Source organism: Achromobacter sp. 18P8.1.1 (genome assembly GCF_057799415.1).
In genome coordinates this window covers 1-18,033 of the sequence record NZ_JBYOKH010000059.1, presented here as the reverse complement: position 1 = coordinate 18,033, position 18,033 = coordinate 1, and the positions used below count along the sequence as shown (strand labels likewise).

The following is an 18,033-nucleotide window of genomic DNA, read 5'->3' as shown; positions in this document are numbered from 1 at the left end:
GGGCATCGGGACTCCAAGAGCTCATATGGAAAAAGTACGCAAATCCGACGCCGAATGGCGCGCACAGCTTTCCCCCGAAGAATACGTGGTCACCCGGGAAAAGGGTACCGAACGCGCATTCACCGGGCGTTACTGGAATACCACCACGCCCGGCATCTACCGCTGCGTGGGCTGTGGCACGGCCCTGTTCGCATCCGACACCAAATTCGACGCCGGCTGTGGCTGGCCCAGCTACTTCCAGCCGCTGGACCCGGAACTGGTTCGCGAAGAGCGCGACACCACCCACGGGATGGTGCGCACCGAAGTGCTGTGCAACGTCTGCGATTCGCACCTGGGCCACGTCTTCCCCGACGGCCCCGAGCCCACCGGGCTGCGCTATTGCATCAACTCCCTGTCGATGACGTTTGAACCCATAGAAGACTGAATGAAGAAGTTTCTGTTCGACCTGTTTCCGCTGTTCCTGTTCTTCATCGCCTACCGGTACACGGACATCTTCATTGCCACGGGCGTCGCGATGGCGGCGGCCGTGCTGCAGATCATCTGGCTGAAAGCCACGGGCCGCCCCACCGAGGCCATGCACTGGATCAACCTGACGGTCATCCTGGTCTTCGGCGGCGCCACGATCTGGCTGCACAGCGACGTCTTCATCAAATGGAAGCCCACGGTGCTGTATTGGCTGTTCGGCGGCGCGCTGCTGTTCGCCCGCCTGCTATTTGGCCGCAACCTGATCCGCCGGCTGATGGAAAAGCAGATCCAGTTGCCCGACGCGGCCTGGGACAAGCTGAACCTGGTCTGGGCCGGCTTCTTCCTGATCGCGGGCGCGCTGAACCTGTATGTGGCGTTCTCCGGCCATTTCACCGAATCGCAATGGGTCAGCTTCAAGGCCTTCGGCCTGATGGGCCTGATGGTCGTTTTCGTAATTGGCCAATCGGTATGGCTGGGCAAACACATCCAGACCGACGAAAACGCCGGCTCCGGCACCCCGCCGGGCAAGCCCTGATCCGCCAGACGGCCCTTCCTATCGGTGCGCCCGCCCCCGGGCGGCGCGCCGGAACTTACCCCTTGCCGCCATGTCAGACACCACCGACCGCATCGCCCTGATCCGGGAGCGCCTAGCCGCCCTGGAACCCCTCACTTTGGACATTCTGGACGACTCGCATTTGCATGCCGGCCACGAAGGCAGTAAAAACGGCGCCGGCCACTATCGCGTGCACATCGTTGCGTCTTGCTTTGCAGGGCTCTCCGCCGTGGCGCGACATAGGCTGGTGTATCATCATTTGCAAGATTTGATCCCCTATCCGATTCATGCGCTTGCGCTAGATGCCCAGGCTCCCAAATAGAAAGTCAAAGGATATTCATGAAACGCATCGTCATGCTGGCTGCGGCCTGCGTCATCGCCGTGCCTGCTTTCGCGCAAAACGTGGCAACCGTCAACGGTAAGGCCATTCCGCAAAAGAACCTGGATCAATTCGTCAAGCTGCTGGTCAGCCAAGGCGCAACCGATTCGCCGCAACTGCGCGAACAGGTCAAGCAAGAAATGATCAACCGCCAGATCTTCGTGCAAGCTGCCGAATCCAGCGGTATCGCCAAGCAGGCCGATGTTCAGACCGAAGTCGAACTGGCCCGCCAAGGCATCCTGGTGCGCGCCCTGATGGCCGACTACCTGGCCAAGAATCCGGTGTCGGAAGCCAAGGTCACGGCGGAATACGACAAGATCAAGAAGGAACAAGCTGGCAAGATGGAATACAAGGTCCGTCACATCCTCGTCGAAGACGAGAAGACGGCCAATGACCTGCTGGCCCAGATCAAGAGCAACAAGAGCAAGTTCGACGACCTGGCCAAGAAGAACTCGAAGGACCCCGGCAGCGCCGAAAAGGGTGGCGATCTGGGTTGGGCTCCCCCGACCAACTACGTCCAGCCGTTCGCGCAAGCCGTGACCCAGCTGAAGAAGGGCCAACTGGTCGACAAGCCGGTGCAAACCCAGTTCGGCTGGCACATCATCATGGTTGACGACACCCGCCCGGTGGAATTCCCGCCGCTGGATCAAGTGCGTCCGCAACTGGAAGAAATGCTGCGCCAGCAAACCCTGGCCGACTACCAGAAGCAACTGCGCGACAAGGCCAAGATTCAGTAAGCCTCTCGCCAGACAAGAAAACTGCCCGCCGATGCGGGCAGTTTTTTTGCCTCCAGCCTCCCTGAAGCAAAAAAAGCTGCGCGCCCAAGGCGTGCAGCTTTTTCGTTTTGCAGGGAAGACAGGAGTGGGGCCTGGGCCTAGGACATGCCCAGCAAGGCCTTTAGCGCGTCTTCGTCCAGCACCGTCACGCCCAGCTCCTGGGCCTTGGTGAGCTTGCTGCCGGCCTCCTCGCCTGCGACCAGGTATGCCGTCTTCTTGGATACCGAGCCGCTGACCTTGCCGCCGGCCGCCTGGATGTGCATCGAAGCCTCTTCGCGCGTCCAGTTGGGCAGCGTGCCCGTCAACACAAAGGTCTTGCCCGCCAACGTCGTGCCTTGCGGCACGGCTTCGGCCACCGGGTTCACGCCCTGCGCCTTCAGTTGTTCGATCACGTCGCGGTTGTGCTGCTCGGCAAAGAAGCGGCGAATGGAAGCCGCAACCACCGGGCCCACGTCCGGCACGGATGACAAGGCCTCTTCGTCGGCATCCATGATGGCGTCGATGCTGCCGAAATGCCGCGCGACGTCCCGTGCGGTCGTTTCGCCCACGTGGCGAATGCCCAACGCGAACAGCAAACGGCCCAAACCAGGCTCCCGGGCCTTTTCAATGGCGGCCACCAGGTTGTCGGCGGATTTCTGGCCCATGCGGTCCAGCCCCACCAGTTCCAGCGGACGCAGGCTGTACAGGTCGGCCAGCGTCTTCACGCGGCCGCTATCGACCAACTGGTCCACCAGTTTTTCGCCCAGGCCTTCGATGTCCAGCGCCTTGCGGCTGGCAGCGTGCCACAGGGTCTGCTTGCGCTGCGCGCCGCAGAACAAGCCGCCGGTGCAGCGCGCGATGGTTTCGTCTTCCAGCCTTTCGATGGCCGAACCGCAGACCGGGCAGGCCGTCGGCATGACGAATTCCCGGGCGTCGTCCGGCCGCTTTTCAAGCACAGGCCCCAACACCTCGGGAATCACGTCGCCAGCGCGGCGCACGATGACGGTGTCGCCGATTCGCACGTCCTTGCGGCGGATCTCGTCTTCGTTGTGCAGCGTGGCATTGGTGACGGTGACACCGCCCACGAACACGGGCTTCAGGCGAGCTACCGGGGTGATTGCACCGGTGCGCCCTACCTGTACTTCGATATCCAGCAGGGTCGTCGTGGCCTCTTCGGCGGCGAACTTGTGCGCCAGCGCAAAGCGCGGGGCGCGCGCCACGAAACCCAGTACCTTCTGGGCCGGCAGCGAATCCACCTTGTAGACCACGCCGTCGATGTCGTAGGGCAAAGTCGCGCGCATCGCGCCCACCTTGGCGTAGAACGCCATCAGCCCTTCGGCGCCGGTGGCCCGGTGGTTGTGCATCAGATTGACCGGCAAGCCAAGCTCGTGCAGCCAGGCCAGCATCGCGCCGTGCGATTTTTCCGGAAGCACCGAGGCCTGGCCGGCGCCGGCAGAAGTCTCATCGAACTGGCCGTTCTGCGCGCCGGGCAGGCCCTGGACCTCTCCCCAGCCATACGCAAAAAAGCGCAGCGGCCGCTTGGCCGTGATGCGCGGGTCCAGCTGGCGCAGGCTGCCGGCGGCGGCGTTGCGCGGGTTGACGAACACTTTCTCGTCGCGTTTGGCCTGGGCCACATTCAACTTTTCGAAGTCGGCGCGGTTCATCAGCACTTCGCCGCGCACTTCCAGCACCTTCGGGGCAGCGCCCTTCAACTGCAGCGGAATCGCCTTGATCGTGCGGATGTTGGAGGTGACGTCCTCGCCCGTCTGGCCGTCGCCGCGCGTGGCGGCCTGCACCAGGCGGCCGTCTTCGTAGCGCAGGCTGATCGCCAGGCCATCGAGTTTCAATTCACAGAAATAATCGGCTTGTTGCGCCGGGCCCAAGAGGCCCGCGCCTCGCAGCGTATCCGTCACGCGGCGATCGAAGGCCGTGACCTCTTCCTCGTCGAATGCGTTGTTCAACGACAGCATCGGCACCACATGGCGCACGCTACCGAACGCCGAGACCGGGGCGGCCCCCACGCGTTGCGTGGGCGACTCCGGCGTGACCAGCTCGGGGTGCTCGGCCTCCAGCGCTTCCAGCTGGCGCATCAGCCCGTCGTACTGGGCATCCGAGATCGAGGGTTCGTCGTAGACGTAATAGCGGACGTTGTGCTGTTCAAGCTCTGCGCGCAAGCGCGCCGCGGCCTGGGCCGCGGATTCCCCACCAGACGTGCCGCTCATTTACGCAAACACCCGTTGAGCGCGCTCGCTTCCGGCGGGCAAGCCCGCTTGTTCGAGCTGTTCGAACAGCACTTGCAGCCGTTCGTCGATGACCGTTTCCGAACCGTCGGCCAGCGGTTTGCCCTGGTCGTCGACCAGTTCGGCGCGCAGGCGCGCGGCCAGGTCGCGGCCCACATCCACCATGCGACCAAAGGCGCGGCTGTCTGCCGGCGCGCAGGGCACGTCCAGCAGCAGGTACAGGCGTTCGACACCACCCATGCCGGCGTCAAAGGCAGCCCCGTCGGCACGCGACAGCGTGAAGCGGGTCACGCCGTTTTCGGCGGGCCAGGCCAGGCGGTTGCCGTCCGCAACGAAACCCGTGTCGCGGGCGACGGACAGGACTTCAGCGGCCGGCTGGGCCGCGCCCAGCATCAGGGTCAGGCCGACCTGGGTATCCAGGGCGGCGCAGGTATCGTCCAGGCGGGCGCCCTGTTCCAGCACGGCTTGCTGGTCCGGGCCCTCGATCGTGGCGTCGAAGCGTTCGGCCATGTCCTGGGCGCGAGCCCAGGCTTGCGACCATTCGATGGCGGTCAGCGGACCGCTGCGGTTGGCCAGCAGCACGGCCAATTGCATGGAGGCATAGGTCTCGCCGGCATGGACCCGCGCGCGATGACGGCGCTGGTCGGTTTCGGCGAACACGCGCATGGGCTTGCGGCCCACGTGCCGCAGGCTTTGCATGTACGGCAGCAGGTCGGCGCCGCGCACCGGTTCGGCGAAGTTGATCTCGATGACCACTTCGCAGGCGGGATCAGGTTCCTCGGCATCGTCGGCATCGCTGCCCGGATCCACGGGCGCAGGCTGGCCTTGCGTGCGCGGCGCATCGCCGCCCATGCCAGGTTCGCGACGCGAAGTCGCCGCCGAAGCCGTCGCCGTGGCGCTGGCCGCAGCGCCTCCGCCCAGGAGCGGATCCTGCTCGGAGGTGGGGAAATGGCTCTGCATCTTGCGCCGGACGCGCCGGTCCTGCCACCAGTTGAACCCCAGCACCAGCAGTATCAGCAAGACGCCCAGGGCAATCAGCCCGATCTGCAAATCACTCATGTGTAAATCCCGCGCCAACAGTGCGGCGCCTTTCTGAATATTGGGTTTATGCCGCTTCGGAGGCCATCATTTGCACGGCCGAATCTATATCTACCGCAACGATACGCGAAACCCCTTGCTCTTGCATGGTTACCCCGATCAGTTGCTTGGCCATCTGCATGGCGATCTTGTTGTGCGAGATGAACAGGAACTGGGTTTGCTCGCTCATGCTGGCAACCAGGTTCGCATAGCGTTCGGTGTTGGCGTCGTCCAGCGGGGCGTCCACCTCGTCCAGCAGGCAGAACGGCGCCGGGTTCAGCTTGAACAGCGCGAACACCAGCGCGGTCGCGGTCAGCGCTTTCTCGCCGCCCGACAGCAGGTGAATCGTGCTGTTGCGCTTGCCCGGAGGCTGGGCCATCACCTGCACGCCTGCGTCCAGGATTTCCTCGCCCGTCATGCTGAGCTTCGCCTCGCCCCCGCCGAACAGCTTGGGGAAGAGCTCGCCGAAGTGGCCGTTCACGATATTGAACGTTTCTTGCAGCAGCTCGCGGGTTTCGCGGTCGATCTTGCGGATGGCGTCTTCCAGGGTCTCGATGGCGGTCATCAAGTCCTGGTGCTGCGAATCCAGGAAGCCCTTGCGTTCGCGCGAGGTGTTCAATTCGTCCAGCGCCGCCAGGTTGACGGAGCCCAGCGATTCGATCTGGCGCGAAATGCGCCCCACTTCCTGCTGCAGCCAGCTGGCGCGGCGCCATTCGTCTGGGGCGTTGGCCAGATCCTGAGCCAGCGCCTCGCGATCGACTTCACGCGCGTTGAGCTGTTCGGTGAACTGTTCTTCGGCCAATCGAGCGGCCTGTTCCTGCAACTGCAATTCCATGATGCGCGCGCGGCGCGGTTCCAGCGTCTGCTCTTGCTGCTGCCGGTCTTCGTCGGCGCCGCGCAGCAAGGCGGCCAGGTTTTCCATTTCCTGGCGCGCGCGCGACAGCGCTTCCTCGCGCTCGGCACGCGCTTCCAGAGCGTCCTGCAAGCCAGCCTGGGATGCGGAGGCATCCAGCTCGGCCAGATCTCCCATCAGTTGTTCCAGTTCGACCGAGCCGCGCTGGCTCTGGTCGGCGGCCAATTGCTGGTTGCGCTGCAGGTCGGTGATGCGGACCTGGATGCCGCGCTCGGCGAATTCCGCTTCCTGAGCCGCGCGCTCCAGCTCGCGCAGGCGCGTGCGGGCGGCTTCGGCCTGGGCGGCCAGCGTTTCGCCGTCGATCTCGGCGTCGGCGAACCGCGATTGGTGCTCGGCCAGTTCCTCGTCCAGGGTCTCGAAACGGGCTTCGGCCTCTTCGCGGGTGGCAAGCAGGTCTTCTTCCTGGACCTTGATTTCTTCCAGGTCCTGCCGCAGGCGCGAGGCGCGTTCACCGGATTGCTCGGCCTGCTGCTGCAGCCGCGAGTGTTCCAGCTGGATGTCGTGCACCCGGCGCGTGACCTCGGCCACGCGAGTGCGCGCCGGGGCGATCGCCTGGGACACCTGCTGCCACGCCACTTCGGCGCGGGCGACCGCGGCGCGCGCCTGGTCGGCGATCAGTTGCTGGGCCTTGATCTCGCGCTGCAGGTTTTCGATTTCCTGCTGGCGGGCCAGCAGACCGGCCTGTTCGGAGTCCGGCGCGTAGAAGCGCACGCTGTGCGCGTCGATCAGGTGCCCGGCCTTGACCACGCAGGCGCTGCCCGCTGGCAAGGTCGCGCGCATGGCCAGGGCCTGCGTCACGTCGGTGGCGGTGTAGATGCCGGCCAGCCAGTCGTTCAAGAGCGTGCGCAGGTCGGGATCAGTGATGCGCAACAGGCTGGCCAGCGGCGTCAGGCCGGCGGGCGCAGGCGGCGTGGGCGCGGCGACCGGCAATTGGTAGAAGGCCAGGCGGGCGGGCGGCGCGTCTTCGGCGAACGCGCGCGCCCAATCCAGATTGCGCACTTCCAGCGACGCCATACGTTCGCGCAGCGCCGATTCCAGGGCGGTTTCCCAGCCCGGCTCGACATGCAGCTTCTGCCACAGGCGCGACAGGCCGGCGAGTTCATGCTTGGCCAGCCAGGGTTCCAGCGCCCCCTGCTTCTGCACGTCTTCCTGCAGTTTCACCAGCGCCGACAAGCGGGCTTCCAGGCGTGCCAGGTTCTGCACGTCGGTCTGGGCGGCGGCCTGGGCGCGGCTGCGCTCGGCATCCGCTTCGGGCACGCGGCCTTCCAGCGTGGTCAGTTCTTCCTGGGCTTCTTCCAGCTGGTCTTCGCCTGCCAGGCGGTCGCCGGCCAACTGCTCCAGGCGCACCGGGTCCGGAGCGTGTAGTTCACGCAGTTCCTGCTGCAGGCGTTCGCGGCGCTGCTCCAGGACCTGCATCTGGCGGTCGGCATCGCGCTGGGTCTGAGCGACCAGCGCCAGGTTCTGTTCGACACGGGCCAGGGCGGCACGCATCTCGTCGCGGCCGGCGGCGGCCTCGCGCACCCGCTGTTCGACGGATGGCAGGCCCGCCTGGGCGTCTTCCGCCGTGGCACGCGCCTCTTCGGTGCGGGCGGCGGCGGTCGCCAGGTCGTCTTCGGCCTGGGCGATCTGTTCGGTGCAGTGCTCGCGCTGGCTGGTCCATTCTGCGATCTGCTGCTGCAACTGGTCGCGGCGGGACTGCAGGCGGTTGCGGGAATCCACCACGTGGCGGATCTCGGCCTCCAGGCGGCTGACCTGGGCGTTGGCCTCATACAGTCCGCCCTGGGCGGCGTGGACCGCGTCGCTGGCCGCGTAATGGGCCTGGCGCCGGGATTCCAGCGCGGCTTCGCCCGCTCGCAGGCCGGCGATGGCGGCTTCCAGTTCGTTCTGGGCCTGCGCCATTTCCTGGGCTTTCTTGGCGCGTTCTTCGCGCGCCCCGGTTTCCTTCAGGAACCACAGCGCATGCTGCTTCTTTTCGCCGTCGGCCTGGAGTTCACGGTAGCGCGTGGCCACTTCGGCCTGCGCCTCCAGCTTCTCCAGCTGGCTGTTCAGTTCACGCAGGATGTCTTCGACACGCGTCAGGTTCTCGCGCGTGTCGGACAGGCGGTTTTCGGTCTCGCGGCGGCGTTCCTTGTAGCGCGACACGCCGGCCGCTTCTTCCAGGAACACCCGCAGTTCTTCAGGACGCGCCTCGATCAGGCGGTTGATCATGCCCTGGCCGATGATGGCGTAGCCGCGAGCGCCCAGGCCGGTGCCCAGGAAGATGTCGTGGATGTCGCGTCGGCGGACCTGCTGGTTGTTGACGAAATAGCTGCTGGTGCCGTCCCGGGTCAGGACGCGGCGCACGGCGATTTCGGCGTAGGTGCTCCATTGGCCCGCGGCGCGCCCTTCGCTGTTGTCGAACACCATTTCGACCGACGCCCGGGCGGCCGGCTTGCGGTGGCCCGAGCCGTTGAAAATGACGTCCTGCATGGACTCGCCGCGCAGCTCGGAGGCCTTGGCCTCGCCCAGCACCCAGCGGACTGCGTCAATGATGTTCGATTTTCCGCAGCCGTTGGGACCCACCACGCCGACCAGTTGGCTGGGCACGGGGATCACGGTGGGATCAACGAAGGACTTGAAGCCGGCGAGTTTTAGCTGAGTGAGACGCACAGTACGATGACGACGGGGTGGGTTGAACGAAAGGCGTTAACGGACCTGCCGCATAGATTGCAAACCGGCCCTTCAAGGGCCGGCTCACATATGGGTCGTATGATACCGCAGGCAGTCTGTCCCCAAACGTCAGCAACGGTCAACCCGCGGGCAAACGCTCAATAGCGTCCATCCGCGCTCCGGCTATACTCCCTGACACTTTTTGGCACGACACATAATTTTCACGCGGACCGGCCGGGCTCAGGCCAAAGAACGGGGACATTCTTGAAACGTGGTTTCTATCTAGTCATGGCCGCGCAGGCCTTCTCATCATTGGCGGACAACGCGCTGTTCATCGCAGCCATCGCCTTGATACAGGAACTGCACGGCCCCGACTGGTTGGCGCCCATGATGAAATGGTCCTTCGCGTTGGCCTACGTGGTGCTGGCGGCCTTTGTCGGCGCCCTGGCGGATTCCTTCCCCAAGGGCCGGGTGATGTTTTCCACCAACGCCTTGAAGGTGGCCGGCTGCCTGCTGATGTTCTCCTATGCCAGCATCGGCGTGGCCCCGGAATATCAGACGTATCTGGTCTGCGCGGCCTACGCGGTCGTGGGCATCGGCGCCGCCGCCTACTCGCCCGCCAAATACGGCATCGTCACCGAAATGCTGCCCCCCCACATGCTGGTCAAGGGCAACAGCTGGATCGAGGGCCTCACGGTCTTCTCCATCATCCTGGGCACGGTGCTGGGCGGCCTGCTGATCTCGTCCTCGGTGTCCAGCGCGCTGCTCAGCCACTCGTTCATCGGCAACCTGGTCCACACGCCCGCCGAAGCGGCCATCCTCGTGATCGCTTTCGTGTATCTGCTGGCAGCGCTGTGCAACCTGATGATTCCGCGCACCCACGTGCGCTATCCGCCGCAGCAAAAGAACCCGGTACGGCTCATCCGTACGTTCTGGGGCTATGTCTGCGTGCTTTGGCGCGACAAGCTGGGCCAGATCTCGCTGGCTGTGACCACGCTGTTCTGGGGCGCCGGCGCGACCCTCCAGTTGATCGTCATCGAATGGGGCCGCAGCCACCTGGGTTATCAGCTGGACAAGGCCTCGATGCTGATGGGCGTGGCAGCGCTGGGCACGGTGGTGGGTTCGATCCTGGCAGGCCGCATCCCGCTGCGCCGCGCGCTGGCCGTGCTGCCGGTGGGCGCCGCCATGGGGCTGGTCGTGCTGCTGATGCCGCTGGTTTACTCGCCCTGGAGCGTCTACCTGCTGCTGCTGATCACGGGCGGCCTGGCCGGCTTCTTCGTGGTGCCGATGAACGCCCTGCTGCAGCACCGCGGCCACGTGCTGCTGTCGGCCGGCCATTCCATCGCCGTGCAGAACTTCAACGAACAGCTCAACATCCTGCTGATGGTGGCGATGTACACCCTGCTGCTCTGGCTGCAATTGCCCATCAACGTGATCATCGTCATCTTCGGCACCGTGGTCGCCGTGCTGATGGTCGTGTTCATGCGCTGGAGCAAGCGCAACATGCAGGCCAACCCCGATCTGCACGACCAGATCGGCCAGGAAGGCCACGGCCGCGCGCTGGATTCCACGCACTAGGCCGCCACAACACCAAGCCATTGATCTTCCAAAGAAAAACCGGGCCCAGGCCCGGTTTTTTCTTATCTAGACAGGCGCCCGCCCCCGGGGCGGTCACACCATCCGTGACGCCAGTTTCAGGTCCTGCCAGGCGCGCGCCTTCTCGGACGGGCTGCGCAGCAGGTAGGCCGGGTGGTAGCTGACGATGACGGGGATCTCGGCGCCCTCGTCCGTCTTGAGCGCGTGCACGCGGCCGCGCAGGCTGCCGATGGTGGCGTCCGTGCCCAGCAGCGTCTGCGCCGCAAAACGACCCAGCACGAGGATGCGCTCGGGTTTCAGCAAGGCGATCTGCCGCATCAGGTACGGGCTGCAGGCCGCGATTTCCTCGGGCTTGGGGTTGCGGTTGCCCGGCGGGCGGCACTTGATCACGTTGGTGATGAACACGTCGGTCTCGCGGCTCATGCCCACGGCGGCCAGCATGGCGTCCAGCAACTGGCCCGACCGGCCCACAAAGGGATGGCCCTGCCGGTCCTCTTGCTCGCCGGGGGCCTCGCCCACGACCAGCCAGCGGGTGGGGGTGGCGCCCTGGCCAAAGACAGCATGGCGCCGGCCGTCGCACAGGCCGCAGGCGGTGCAGGCCACGACCTGCTCGCGCAGCTCGTCCAGGGTGGCGTTCTTGACGGCTTGCGCCACGGGAATGCGCGGCGCTTCGACCGCTTCGTCCTCGGCCGCCTTGGGCACGGGGCGCGGCGGCGGACCGGTGCGGTTCAGGATGGACGCCGGGATACCGGGACGGCCATTCGAGCGCGTGGTCGGAACCACAGGCTCGGCCGGCGCCGCACTAACGGCCACCGCTTGCGGTACGGCGGGGGCCGGCGACGCAACCGTCGGCGGCACCGTTGCCGGCGCGATATCGCGCGCCACCACGGCGGGTGCCAGGCCAGGGGCCAAAACGGGTTCGGAAACAGGCGCTTGAGGCATGACTGCCGGGCGCGCCGCAGCAGGCGCCGGGCGCATCCACAGGCGTTCCATGCCGATTTCCCGCAACCAGATGCGCTGCAGGGGATTGACGCGGGGGGCTGCCGGCTTGGCGGCGGCGATCGGCACCGTCATGCCGCTTCCTCCGCCACTGCGGCAAACCGCTTCTGCATGACCAGTGCGTCTTCACGGGCGCCTTTGGCGGCCGGGTAATACCCGCGCCGCACGCCGATCTGCAGATAACCGTGGCGTTGATAGAAACTGACGGCGGACGCGTTCGACGGGCGGACTTCCAGCAACACGCCTTCCAGCCCGCGCGCACGCGCCTGCTGCTCGCACCAGTCGAGCAGCACGCCGCCCAGGCCCTGGCGATGCAGGTGCTTGTCCACGGCGATCACAAGCAGATGCGCCACGTCGGGCGCGAACATCAGAATGCAGAAACCCGCCACCTTGCCTTCGCGGCGCAGCACCCAGGCGCCATACCCGGCGGCCAGCGCATCCGCGAAATTGCCGCGCGTCCAGGGAAAGGCCTGCACATGGGCTTCCAGCGCGACGACCTCGTCCAGGTCGGCCTCGGTGAGCGGCTGCGGAATCAAGGGCACCTGAGGGGCCTGGGGCGCCAGCGACGGCTGCGCCTTGGGATTGCCGCCTTCGCCGCGCATGCGCTCGGCGGTGGTGAACGCCACCTTGTCGCGCACGTACAGCGGCGCGGCCTGTTCGGGCGGCAGGGCCTCGCCGCGCAGCCAGCCCTGGCGCGCCAGGCGCGCCACGCTGGCGGCTTCGGGCCGTTGCGCGTCGGCGGCGCGGCGCCATGCGGCGGGATGCGCCATATCGGCCGCATAAGCGTCCCAGGCGTCGCCGGCCAGCACCAGATTCAGACTCTGCCCCGTCTGCGCCGACCATGCGGAAAGATGGTGTTCGGTCCAGGGCACGACTTCTGCTGCCGCGATCAGCAAGGGCGGCTGCAAGGCTTCCCAGCCGGATTCCCCTTCCTGGGCGGCAACCGGGCGGTAGACCGCCAGGTAGACCTCATTCATGCGGGCGTCCAGCGCCACGACGATGGCGTCGGACGGCGTCGCATCGGCCACCTGGGCCGCCACGGCCTGGTGGGACACCACGGGCAGCACCGGTATGCCCAGGCCCAGCCCCATGCCCTGCGCCACGCCACAGGCCACGCGCAGCCCCGTAAAGCCCCCCGGGCCCTGGCCGAACGCCACGGCGTGCAGGGCGGACGGCGCCAGCCCTGAGGCTGCCAGCAGTTCGTTGGCCATCGGCAAAAGCCGTTCCGCGTGCTCCTGGGACCCCTCGTGTTCCCGGGTACTGACCTCCAGACGGCCATCGACCGCCCGCAAAAGGGCCACCCCGCAACGGGACGAAGACGTTTCCAAAGCCAGCAGGTTTAGTTCCATAGATGCAGATTGTACGAAATACGGCGGCTTTGGCCCCGGTTGTAAGGGGGATTTCAACCATGGTTCGCAATGTGTAATATCTTGTGAACGCCCACTAGCCGCTGGTTCTCGTCACTGTTACATTTCCGGCCATGAATACGCAAAACACCACCCCCACCCGAAAAATCCTCGTCGTCGACGATGATCCGCGCTTGCGCGATTTGCTGCGCCGGTATTTGTCCGAGCAGGGATTCAACGTTTTCGTTGCCGAAGACGCCAAAGAGATGGGCAAACTCTGGCAACGCGAGCACTTCGACCTGCTCGTGCTGGATCTGATGCTGCCCGGCGAAGATGGCTTGTCCATCTGTCGCCGGCTGCGCGGTGGCCACGACAATACCCCCATCATCATGCTCACGGCCAAGGCGGAAGAAATCGACCGCATCGTGGGCCTGGAGATGGGCGCGGACGACTATCTGTCCAAACCCTTCAACCCCCGGGAACTGCTGGCACGGATCAACGCGATCCTGCGCCGCCGCGGTACCGAGGAGCATCCCGGCGCCCCCAGCCAGGAAAACGAATCCATCGCCTTCGGCCCCTACGTGCTCAACCTGTCCACCCGTACGCTCACGCGCAACGGCGAACAGGTGCCGATCACCACGGGTGAATTCTCGGTGCTCAAGGTGTTTGCGCGCCATCCGAAGATTCCCCTGTCTCGCGACAAGCTCATGGAGCTGGCCCGCGGCCGCGAATACGAAGCCTTCGATCGCAGCCTCGACGTCCAGATCTCGCGCCTGCGCAAACTGATCGAACCCAATCCGTCCAAGCCCGTGTTCATCCAGACCGTTTGGGGTCTTGGATACGTGTTTGTGCCGGACGGTGGTAGCTGATCGGCTCGCCCGCCCCGGGCAGGAGCGCAGCCTCGTGCCCCGCTTGCGCAGAACCTTCAGGAACCTGACATCACGTTTGCGGCTCGGCTTGTTCGGCCGCACGTTCCTGCTGCTTGCCGCGCTGATGCTCGTCAGCCTGGGCGCGTGGCTACAAGTCTTCTTCAGCATGGAGCTGGGACCGCGCGCCAATCAAATGGCGCAGCGGGTGATCACGGCCGTCAATATCACGCGCACGGCGCTGATCTACTCGCATAACGGCGAACGCAGCAAGCTCCTGCTGGATCTGGCCACCAACGAAGGCATCCAGGTCTATCCGCGCGAAGTCACCGACTTTGCCGAAGCCCTCCCCGACGACGACTACTGGCAACGCGTTGCCCAGCACATCCGCACGCGCTTCGGCCCGGAAACGCAGATTGCCTGGGGCGTGAACCAGGTGCCCGGCTTCTGGGTCAGCTTCCAGATAGAGAAAGACCTGTACTGGCTGGTGTTCGAGCGAGAACAGATCGGGTTGACGGGCGGGATCGAATGGCTGGGCTGGGGCGCCACGGCGTTGCTGCTTTCCCTTGTCGGGGCGGCGGTCTCGGTGGGCTTCGTGAACCGGCCCCTGTCGCGGCTGGCCCGGGCGGCGCAAGTCCTGTCGCGCGGCGAAACGCCGGCGGCCCTGCCCGAGCAGGGGCCGCTGGAGATCCGCGACCTGAATGCCTCGTTCAACCGGATGGCCAAAGACCTGCGGCAGGCCGAGGCAGACCGGGAACTGATGCTGGCGGGGATTTCGCACGACCTGCGCACGCCGCTTGCCCGCATGCGGCTTGAGATCGAGCTGAGCGGCGTATCGGAAGACGCCCGCCAGGCCATCGACGAAGACCTGGGCCAGATCGACCACAGTATCGGCCAGCTGATGGAATACGCGCGCCCCGCTGGCACGCTGCCGCAGTTGGCGACCGACATCTCGGCGGTCCTGGCCGAACTCTACGAACGCGAACGCAGCCACACGGCGTCGCTGGGCGGAGAGCTCGAAGCGTCCCTGGAACCTGGGCTGCGCGCCCGGATCACGGCGCTGGACTTGAAGCGCGTGGTCAGCAACCTGATCGAGAACGCCCGCCGCTACGGACGCTCCAGCGACGGCATGGCCCATTTGGTCATGACACTGCAAGCTGAGGGCGTCATGATCGTGATCGAGGTGGCGGACCGCGGTCCCGGCATTGCGCCGGAAGACGTGGACCGCCTGCTGCGGCCGTTCTCGCGCGGCGAGGCAGCGCGCACCGGCGTCAGCGGCGCGGGACTGGGTCTGGCGATCGTCGAACGCCTGCTCAAGCACGTGGGCGGATCGCTGCGGATGCTTCCCCGCGAGGGCGGCGGCCTGACTGCCCGCATAGAGTTGCCCAAAGCTAAGTTTAGGAATTATCAATTAGACAACGATAATCCATAGCGTAGAATTTATGCTTTAAGGCACAGCCTTATTTCCACCAACAACTACTGGGAGTACACATGAAAACTGTTGGCGACAAACTCGAGCCCTTCAAGGTCACCGGCGTCAAGCCCGGCTTCAACCAGCACGAAGAAAATGGCGTGTCGGCGTTTGAAGACATCACCGAAAGCTCGTTCCCCGGCAAGTGGAAGGTGATCTACTTCTACCCGAAAGACTTCACGTTTGTGTGCCCGACCGAAATCGTCGGCTTCAACAAGCTGGCCAAGGATTTCGAAGACCGCGACGCCGTCCTGCTGGGCGGCTCGACCGACAACGAATTCGTCAAGCTGGCATGGCGCCGTGAGCACCCGGACCTGAACAAGCTGGGCCACTACCAATTCGGCGACACCACCGGTGCCCTGATCGACCAACTGGGCGTCCGTGAAAAGGGTGCTGGCGTTGCTCTGCGCGCCACGTTCATCGTTGATCCGGACAACACGATCCAGCACGTTTCGGTGAACAACCTGAACGTCGGCCGTAACCCGGAAGAAGTTCTGCGTCTGCTCGACGGTCTGCAAACCGACGAGCTGTGCCCGTGCAACCGTACGGTTGGCGGCGCTACGCTGTAATTTCCAGCCCGGCAACGGGCCTGCTTGCAGGCCCCGAGCTGGGCTTTAATTGCTCTAGATTATAGGTAAAAGCTATGGAATTTCTTACTACCATTAAGGAACAGCTCCCGGATTGGGCCAAGGACATCCGCCTGAATCTGGACGCCGTGATTGCCCGCTCGACGCTGGCCCCCGAAGACGCCGTAGGCGCCGCCCTGTCCGCCGCTTATGCCGCGCGCAGCCCGGTGCTGGTGGAAGCCTTCAAGAGCGGCCTGTCGGAAGGCGACGCCAATGCCGCCCTGACCGCCTCGGCGCTCATGGGCATGAACAACACCTGGTATCCCTACGTCGAAATGACGGGCGACGCCAACCTGAAGAGCCTGCCGGCCCAGTTGCGCATGAACGCCTACGCCACCCATGGCGGCGTGGAAAAGAAGCGCTTCGAACTGTTCGCGCTGGTGGCCTCGATCATCGGCAAGTGCCATTTCTGCGTGGCCTCGCACTATGAAAACCTGAAGAACGATGGCCTGTCGACGGAACAGCTGCGCGACGCCGGCCGTATCGCCGCCGTGGTGAACGCCGCCGCGCTGGCCCTGGCCGCCCAAGGCAAGTAAGCGAGCAGCCCCCACGCCGCACACGCTTCGCGTGCTTGCGGCGGCCTGGCCCTGAAAGAAAAAAAACCCGCCTGTGCAACCAGGCGGGTTTTTTCTTTGGGGCGGCGCCAGGCCGCGCCCGAAACGTTTAGTTCTTCTTCGCCATGTCGGCGGTGGTGGGCAAACCGTTGGCCACCCAGGCTTCGACGCCCCCGCGGTACCAATAGGCGGTCCAGCCGAGCGACCCGGCGCGCAACGCCGCGTTGTACGACGAACGGTCGTTCATGCTGGCGCCCACGAACACGACCGCCGCACTGCGATTGTTGTTCGCCTTTTTCAGCAGCCAGGCATCCAGGGCGCCTTGCAACTGGTCCGTGACACTGCCATCCGAGCCCGCATCGGCCAGGGGATAACCGATGGGCAACGTATCGCGCAGCCCGCTGGTGTCAACGATCAGCAGATTACTGTCGTTCTTGATCATGCCAACCAGGTCGCCTGTCGTGATCAGCTTGGCGCGATTGATCTGGTTCGGCGTCGGACCCTTATACGGTGAGGGGAACAGCAGGAACGTGGCAGGCACGCCCATATCCTTGAGTTCGTCGATGGCGCTCGGCGGCATCCCCTGCCCCGGCGGTGATGGCCGAGGCTGCTGTTGGGGCTGCTGCTGCGGTTGTTGAGACGGCGCCTTGCCGCCGCCTGTGGCCACGACTTCACCGCCCACTGTGCCCATTTCGATGTCGGAGATCATCACCGCAATGTTCTCGATCAGCTCATAGCACATGGTGATCGAGCCTTCGCGCGGGCTGTACCACGCGTTGAGCGTGTCGCAGTCTTTGAACACCACGTTCACCGGACGGGGCAGCACATAGGTCTGCCCAAGCAGCTTGATGTTGGCCGAGATCGCGTCCGACAGGGCAGTGGCGAACAGGTTGCCGATCTTGCGCTTGGACGGCTCGAACACCACGTTGACCGGCGCACCGGGCGCGTTGGCCGGCTGCTGGCCGTCGGGCGACCAGGTGCCGACACGGGTGTGCGGCGCCAGGATCTTGCGCCAGGCGCGGTTCTGCTTGTTGAATTCGTCGGCGCAACGCGCCTTGGTCCGGTCTTCCAGGCCTACGTGTTTGGCGACCGATTCGAACACGGCCGGATTGCCGCCATACATGATGCACAGCATGTTGCGAAAGCGCTTGAGGTCGCCCGTGTGCTCGTCCTGCCAGGCCGACGATTCGGATGCCCCGCGCTTTTCCGCCAGCTTGCCGCTGTAGTACCACTGCAAGGCGGCGTAGGTCGCGGCGTCACGCGCCATGGTGTTCGCGTCTTGGTCGGCCGACGGATACATCGTCGGCTCGACAATCTGCAAGGCGGCGTAGATATCCACCGCATCTTCTTCCGCGCCCGTGGACGGCAATTCCAGTTCGCCGATCAACGCATGGCCGAACTCATGCATGAAAATGCTGCGCATGATGCCGACGTACACCGACACGATACGCATGGTATCGCCGCCAAAACGCGGATATGGACCGGCGCCGGCCAAGCCGGAACTGCCCGAATTGTTGGGAGCCGGGGCCGCGACAGGCGGTTGC

Annotated in this window: 15 protein-coding genes; 9 read left to right on the top strand and 6 right to left on the bottom strand. The window is 65.1% G+C overall.

From position 1 onward, the window contains the following. Positions 1-25 precede the first annotated feature (25 nt). The 4 genes from msrB to AC27VE_RS26715 all read left to right on the top strand — a co-directional run bounded on the left by msrB (position 26) and on the right by AC27VE_RS26715 (position 2,134). On the top strand, positions 26-424 hold the full coding sequence (msrB, locus tag AC27VE_RS26730) for a peptide-methionine (R)-S-oxide reductase MsrB (RefSeq protein ID WP_006223781.1): 399 nt from the start codon (positions 26-28) through the stop codon (positions 422-424). Beyond that, positions 425-1,000: a septation protein A gene (locus tag AC27VE_RS26725; protein ID WP_006223780.1), complete on the top strand. Its 576-nt coding sequence runs from the start codon at positions 425-427 to the stop codon at positions 998-1,000. 70 nt (positions 1,001-1,070) lie between these two features. Next, positions 1,071-1,340, top strand: coding sequence for a BolA family protein (locus tag AC27VE_RS26720; RefSeq protein WP_006223779.1), 270 nt, complete (start codon positions 1,071-1,073; stop codon positions 1,338-1,340). 17 nt (positions 1,341-1,357) lie between these two features. Beyond that, positions 1,358-2,134 (top strand): peptidylprolyl isomerase, encoded by a 777-nt coding sequence (locus AC27VE_RS26715; protein WP_088587955.1) that lies wholly within the window; start codon positions 1,358-1,360, stop codon positions 2,132-2,134. 137 nt (positions 2,135-2,271) lie between these two features. Here the strand turns inward: AC27VE_RS26715 and ligA are convergent, their stop codons facing one another. The 3 genes from ligA to smc are packed head-to-tail and all read right to left on the bottom strand — an operon-like array spanning position 2,272 to position 9,031. Next, positions 2,272-4,374, bottom strand: a complete 2,103-nt coding sequence (ligA, locus tag AC27VE_RS26710) for an NAD-dependent DNA ligase LigA (RefSeq protein ID WP_488705455.1) — start codon at positions 4,372-4,374, stop codon at positions 2,272-2,274. Next, positions 4,375-5,451: a cell division protein ZipA C-terminal FtsZ-binding domain-containing protein gene (locus AC27VE_RS26705; RefSeq protein ID WP_488705454.1), complete on the bottom strand. Its 1,077-nt coding sequence runs from the start codon at positions 5,449-5,451 to the stop codon at positions 4,375-4,377. 46 nt (positions 5,452-5,497) lie between these two features. Next, positions 5,498-9,031 (bottom strand): chromosome segregation protein SMC, encoded by a 3,534-nt coding sequence (gene smc / locus AC27VE_RS26700; RefSeq protein WP_488705453.1) that lies wholly within the window; start codon positions 9,029-9,031, stop codon positions 5,498-5,500. A 264-nt stretch (positions 9,032-9,295) separates the two neighbouring features. On the opposite strand from smc, the gene lplT reads away from it, so the two are divergent. Next, positions 9,296-10,609, top strand: a complete 1,314-nt coding sequence (gene lplT, locus AC27VE_RS26695; protein ID WP_006223774.1) for a lysophospholipid transporter LplT — start codon at positions 9,296-9,298, stop codon at positions 10,607-10,609. A 93-nt stretch (positions 10,610-10,702) separates the two neighbouring features. Here the strand turns inward: lplT and AC27VE_RS26690 are convergent, their stop codons facing one another. Both AC27VE_RS26690 and tsaB read right to left on the bottom strand, forming a co-directional pair. Next, positions 10,703-11,701: a uracil-DNA glycosylase gene (locus AC27VE_RS26690; RefSeq protein ID WP_488705452.1), complete on the bottom strand. Its 999-nt coding sequence runs from the start codon at positions 11,699-11,701 to the stop codon at positions 10,703-10,705. Beyond that, positions 11,698-12,975 carry a tRNA (adenosine(37)-N6)-threonylcarbamoyltransferase complex dimerization subunit type 1 TsaB gene (tsaB, locus tag AC27VE_RS26685; RefSeq protein ID WP_488705451.1) on the bottom strand — a complete coding sequence of 426 codons (1,278 nt, stop codon included), beginning with the start codon at positions 12,973-12,975 and terminating at the stop codon, positions 11,698-11,700. Before tsaB ends, AC27VE_RS26690 begins: the two co-directional genes overlap by 4 nt. Before the next feature lie 131 nt (positions 12,976-13,106). On the opposite strand from tsaB, the gene risA reads away from it, so the two are divergent. From risA to AC27VE_RS26665, 4 genes are all read left to right on the top strand, one after another. Further along, on the top strand, positions 13,107-13,841 hold the full coding sequence (gene risA / locus AC27VE_RS26680; protein ID WP_003813882.1) for a response regulator transcription factor RisA: 735 nt from the start codon (positions 13,107-13,109) through the stop codon (positions 13,839-13,841). 34 nt (positions 13,842-13,875) lie between these two features. Then, positions 13,876-15,270 (top strand): sensor histidine kinase RisS, encoded by a 1,395-nt coding sequence (risS, locus tag AC27VE_RS26675; RefSeq protein ID WP_167390022.1) that lies wholly within the window; start codon positions 13,876-13,878, stop codon positions 15,268-15,270. 59 nt (positions 15,271-15,329) lie between these two features. Further along, positions 15,330-15,878, top strand: coding sequence for a peroxiredoxin (locus AC27VE_RS26670; RefSeq protein WP_006217982.1), 549 nt, complete (start codon positions 15,330-15,332; stop codon positions 15,876-15,878). A 74-nt stretch (positions 15,879-15,952) separates the two neighbouring features. Continuing rightward, positions 15,953-16,471 carry a carboxymuconolactone decarboxylase family protein gene (locus AC27VE_RS26665; RefSeq protein WP_006223770.1) on the top strand — a complete coding sequence of 173 codons (519 nt, stop codon included), beginning with the start codon at positions 15,953-15,955 and terminating at the stop codon, positions 16,469-16,471. 127 nt (positions 16,472-16,598) lie between these two features. On the opposite strand, the gene AC27VE_RS26660 is transcribed toward AC27VE_RS26665, so the two are convergent. After that, positions 16,599-18,033, bottom strand: a 1,435-nt coding sequence (locus tag AC27VE_RS26660) for a DUF4344 domain-containing metallopeptidase (protein WP_488705450.1), incomplete at its 5' end; no start/stop codon positions are given.

Bases quoted from the DNA above. Each gene is read 5' to 3' on its own strand.
- msrB (WP_006223781.1), top strand. From the start codon at position 26: ATGGAAAAAGTACGCAAATCCGACGCCGAATGGCGCGCACAGCTTTCC.
- AC27VE_RS26725 (WP_006223780.1), top strand. From the start codon at position 425: ATGAAGAAGTTTCTGTTCGACCTGTTTCCGCTGTTCCTGTTCTTCATC.
- AC27VE_RS26720 (WP_006223779.1), top strand. From the start codon at position 1,071: ATGTCAGACACCACCGACCGCATCGCCCTGATCCGGGAGCGCCTAGCC.
- AC27VE_RS26715 (WP_088587955.1), top strand. From the start codon at position 1,358: ATGAAACGCATCGTCATGCTGGCTGCGGCCTGCGTCATCGCCGTGCCT.
- ligA (WP_488705455.1), bottom strand. From the start codon at position 4,374: ATGAGCGGCACGTCTGGTGGGGAATCCGCGGCCCAGGCCGCGGCGCGC.
- AC27VE_RS26705 (WP_488705454.1), bottom strand. From the start codon at position 5,451: ATGAGTGATTTGCAGATCGGGCTGATTGCCCTGGGCGTCTTGCTGATA.
- AC27VE_RS26690 (WP_488705452.1), bottom strand. From the start codon at position 11,701: ATGACGGTGCCGATCGCCGCCGCCAAGCCGGCAGCCCCCCGCGTCAAT.
- tsaB (WP_488705451.1), bottom strand. From the start codon at position 12,975: ATGGAACTAAACCTGCTGGCTTTGGAAACGTCTTCGTCCCGTTGCGGG.
- risA (WP_003813882.1), top strand. From the start codon at position 13,107: ATGAATACGCAAAACACCACCCCCACCCGAAAAATCCTCGTCGTCGAC.
- AC27VE_RS26670 (WP_006217982.1), top strand. From the start codon at position 15,330: ATGAAAACTGTTGGCGACAAACTCGAGCCCTTCAAGGTCACCGGCGTC.
- AC27VE_RS26665 (WP_006223770.1), top strand. From the start codon at position 15,953: ATGGAATTTCTTACTACCATTAAGGAACAGCTCCCGGATTGGGCCAAG.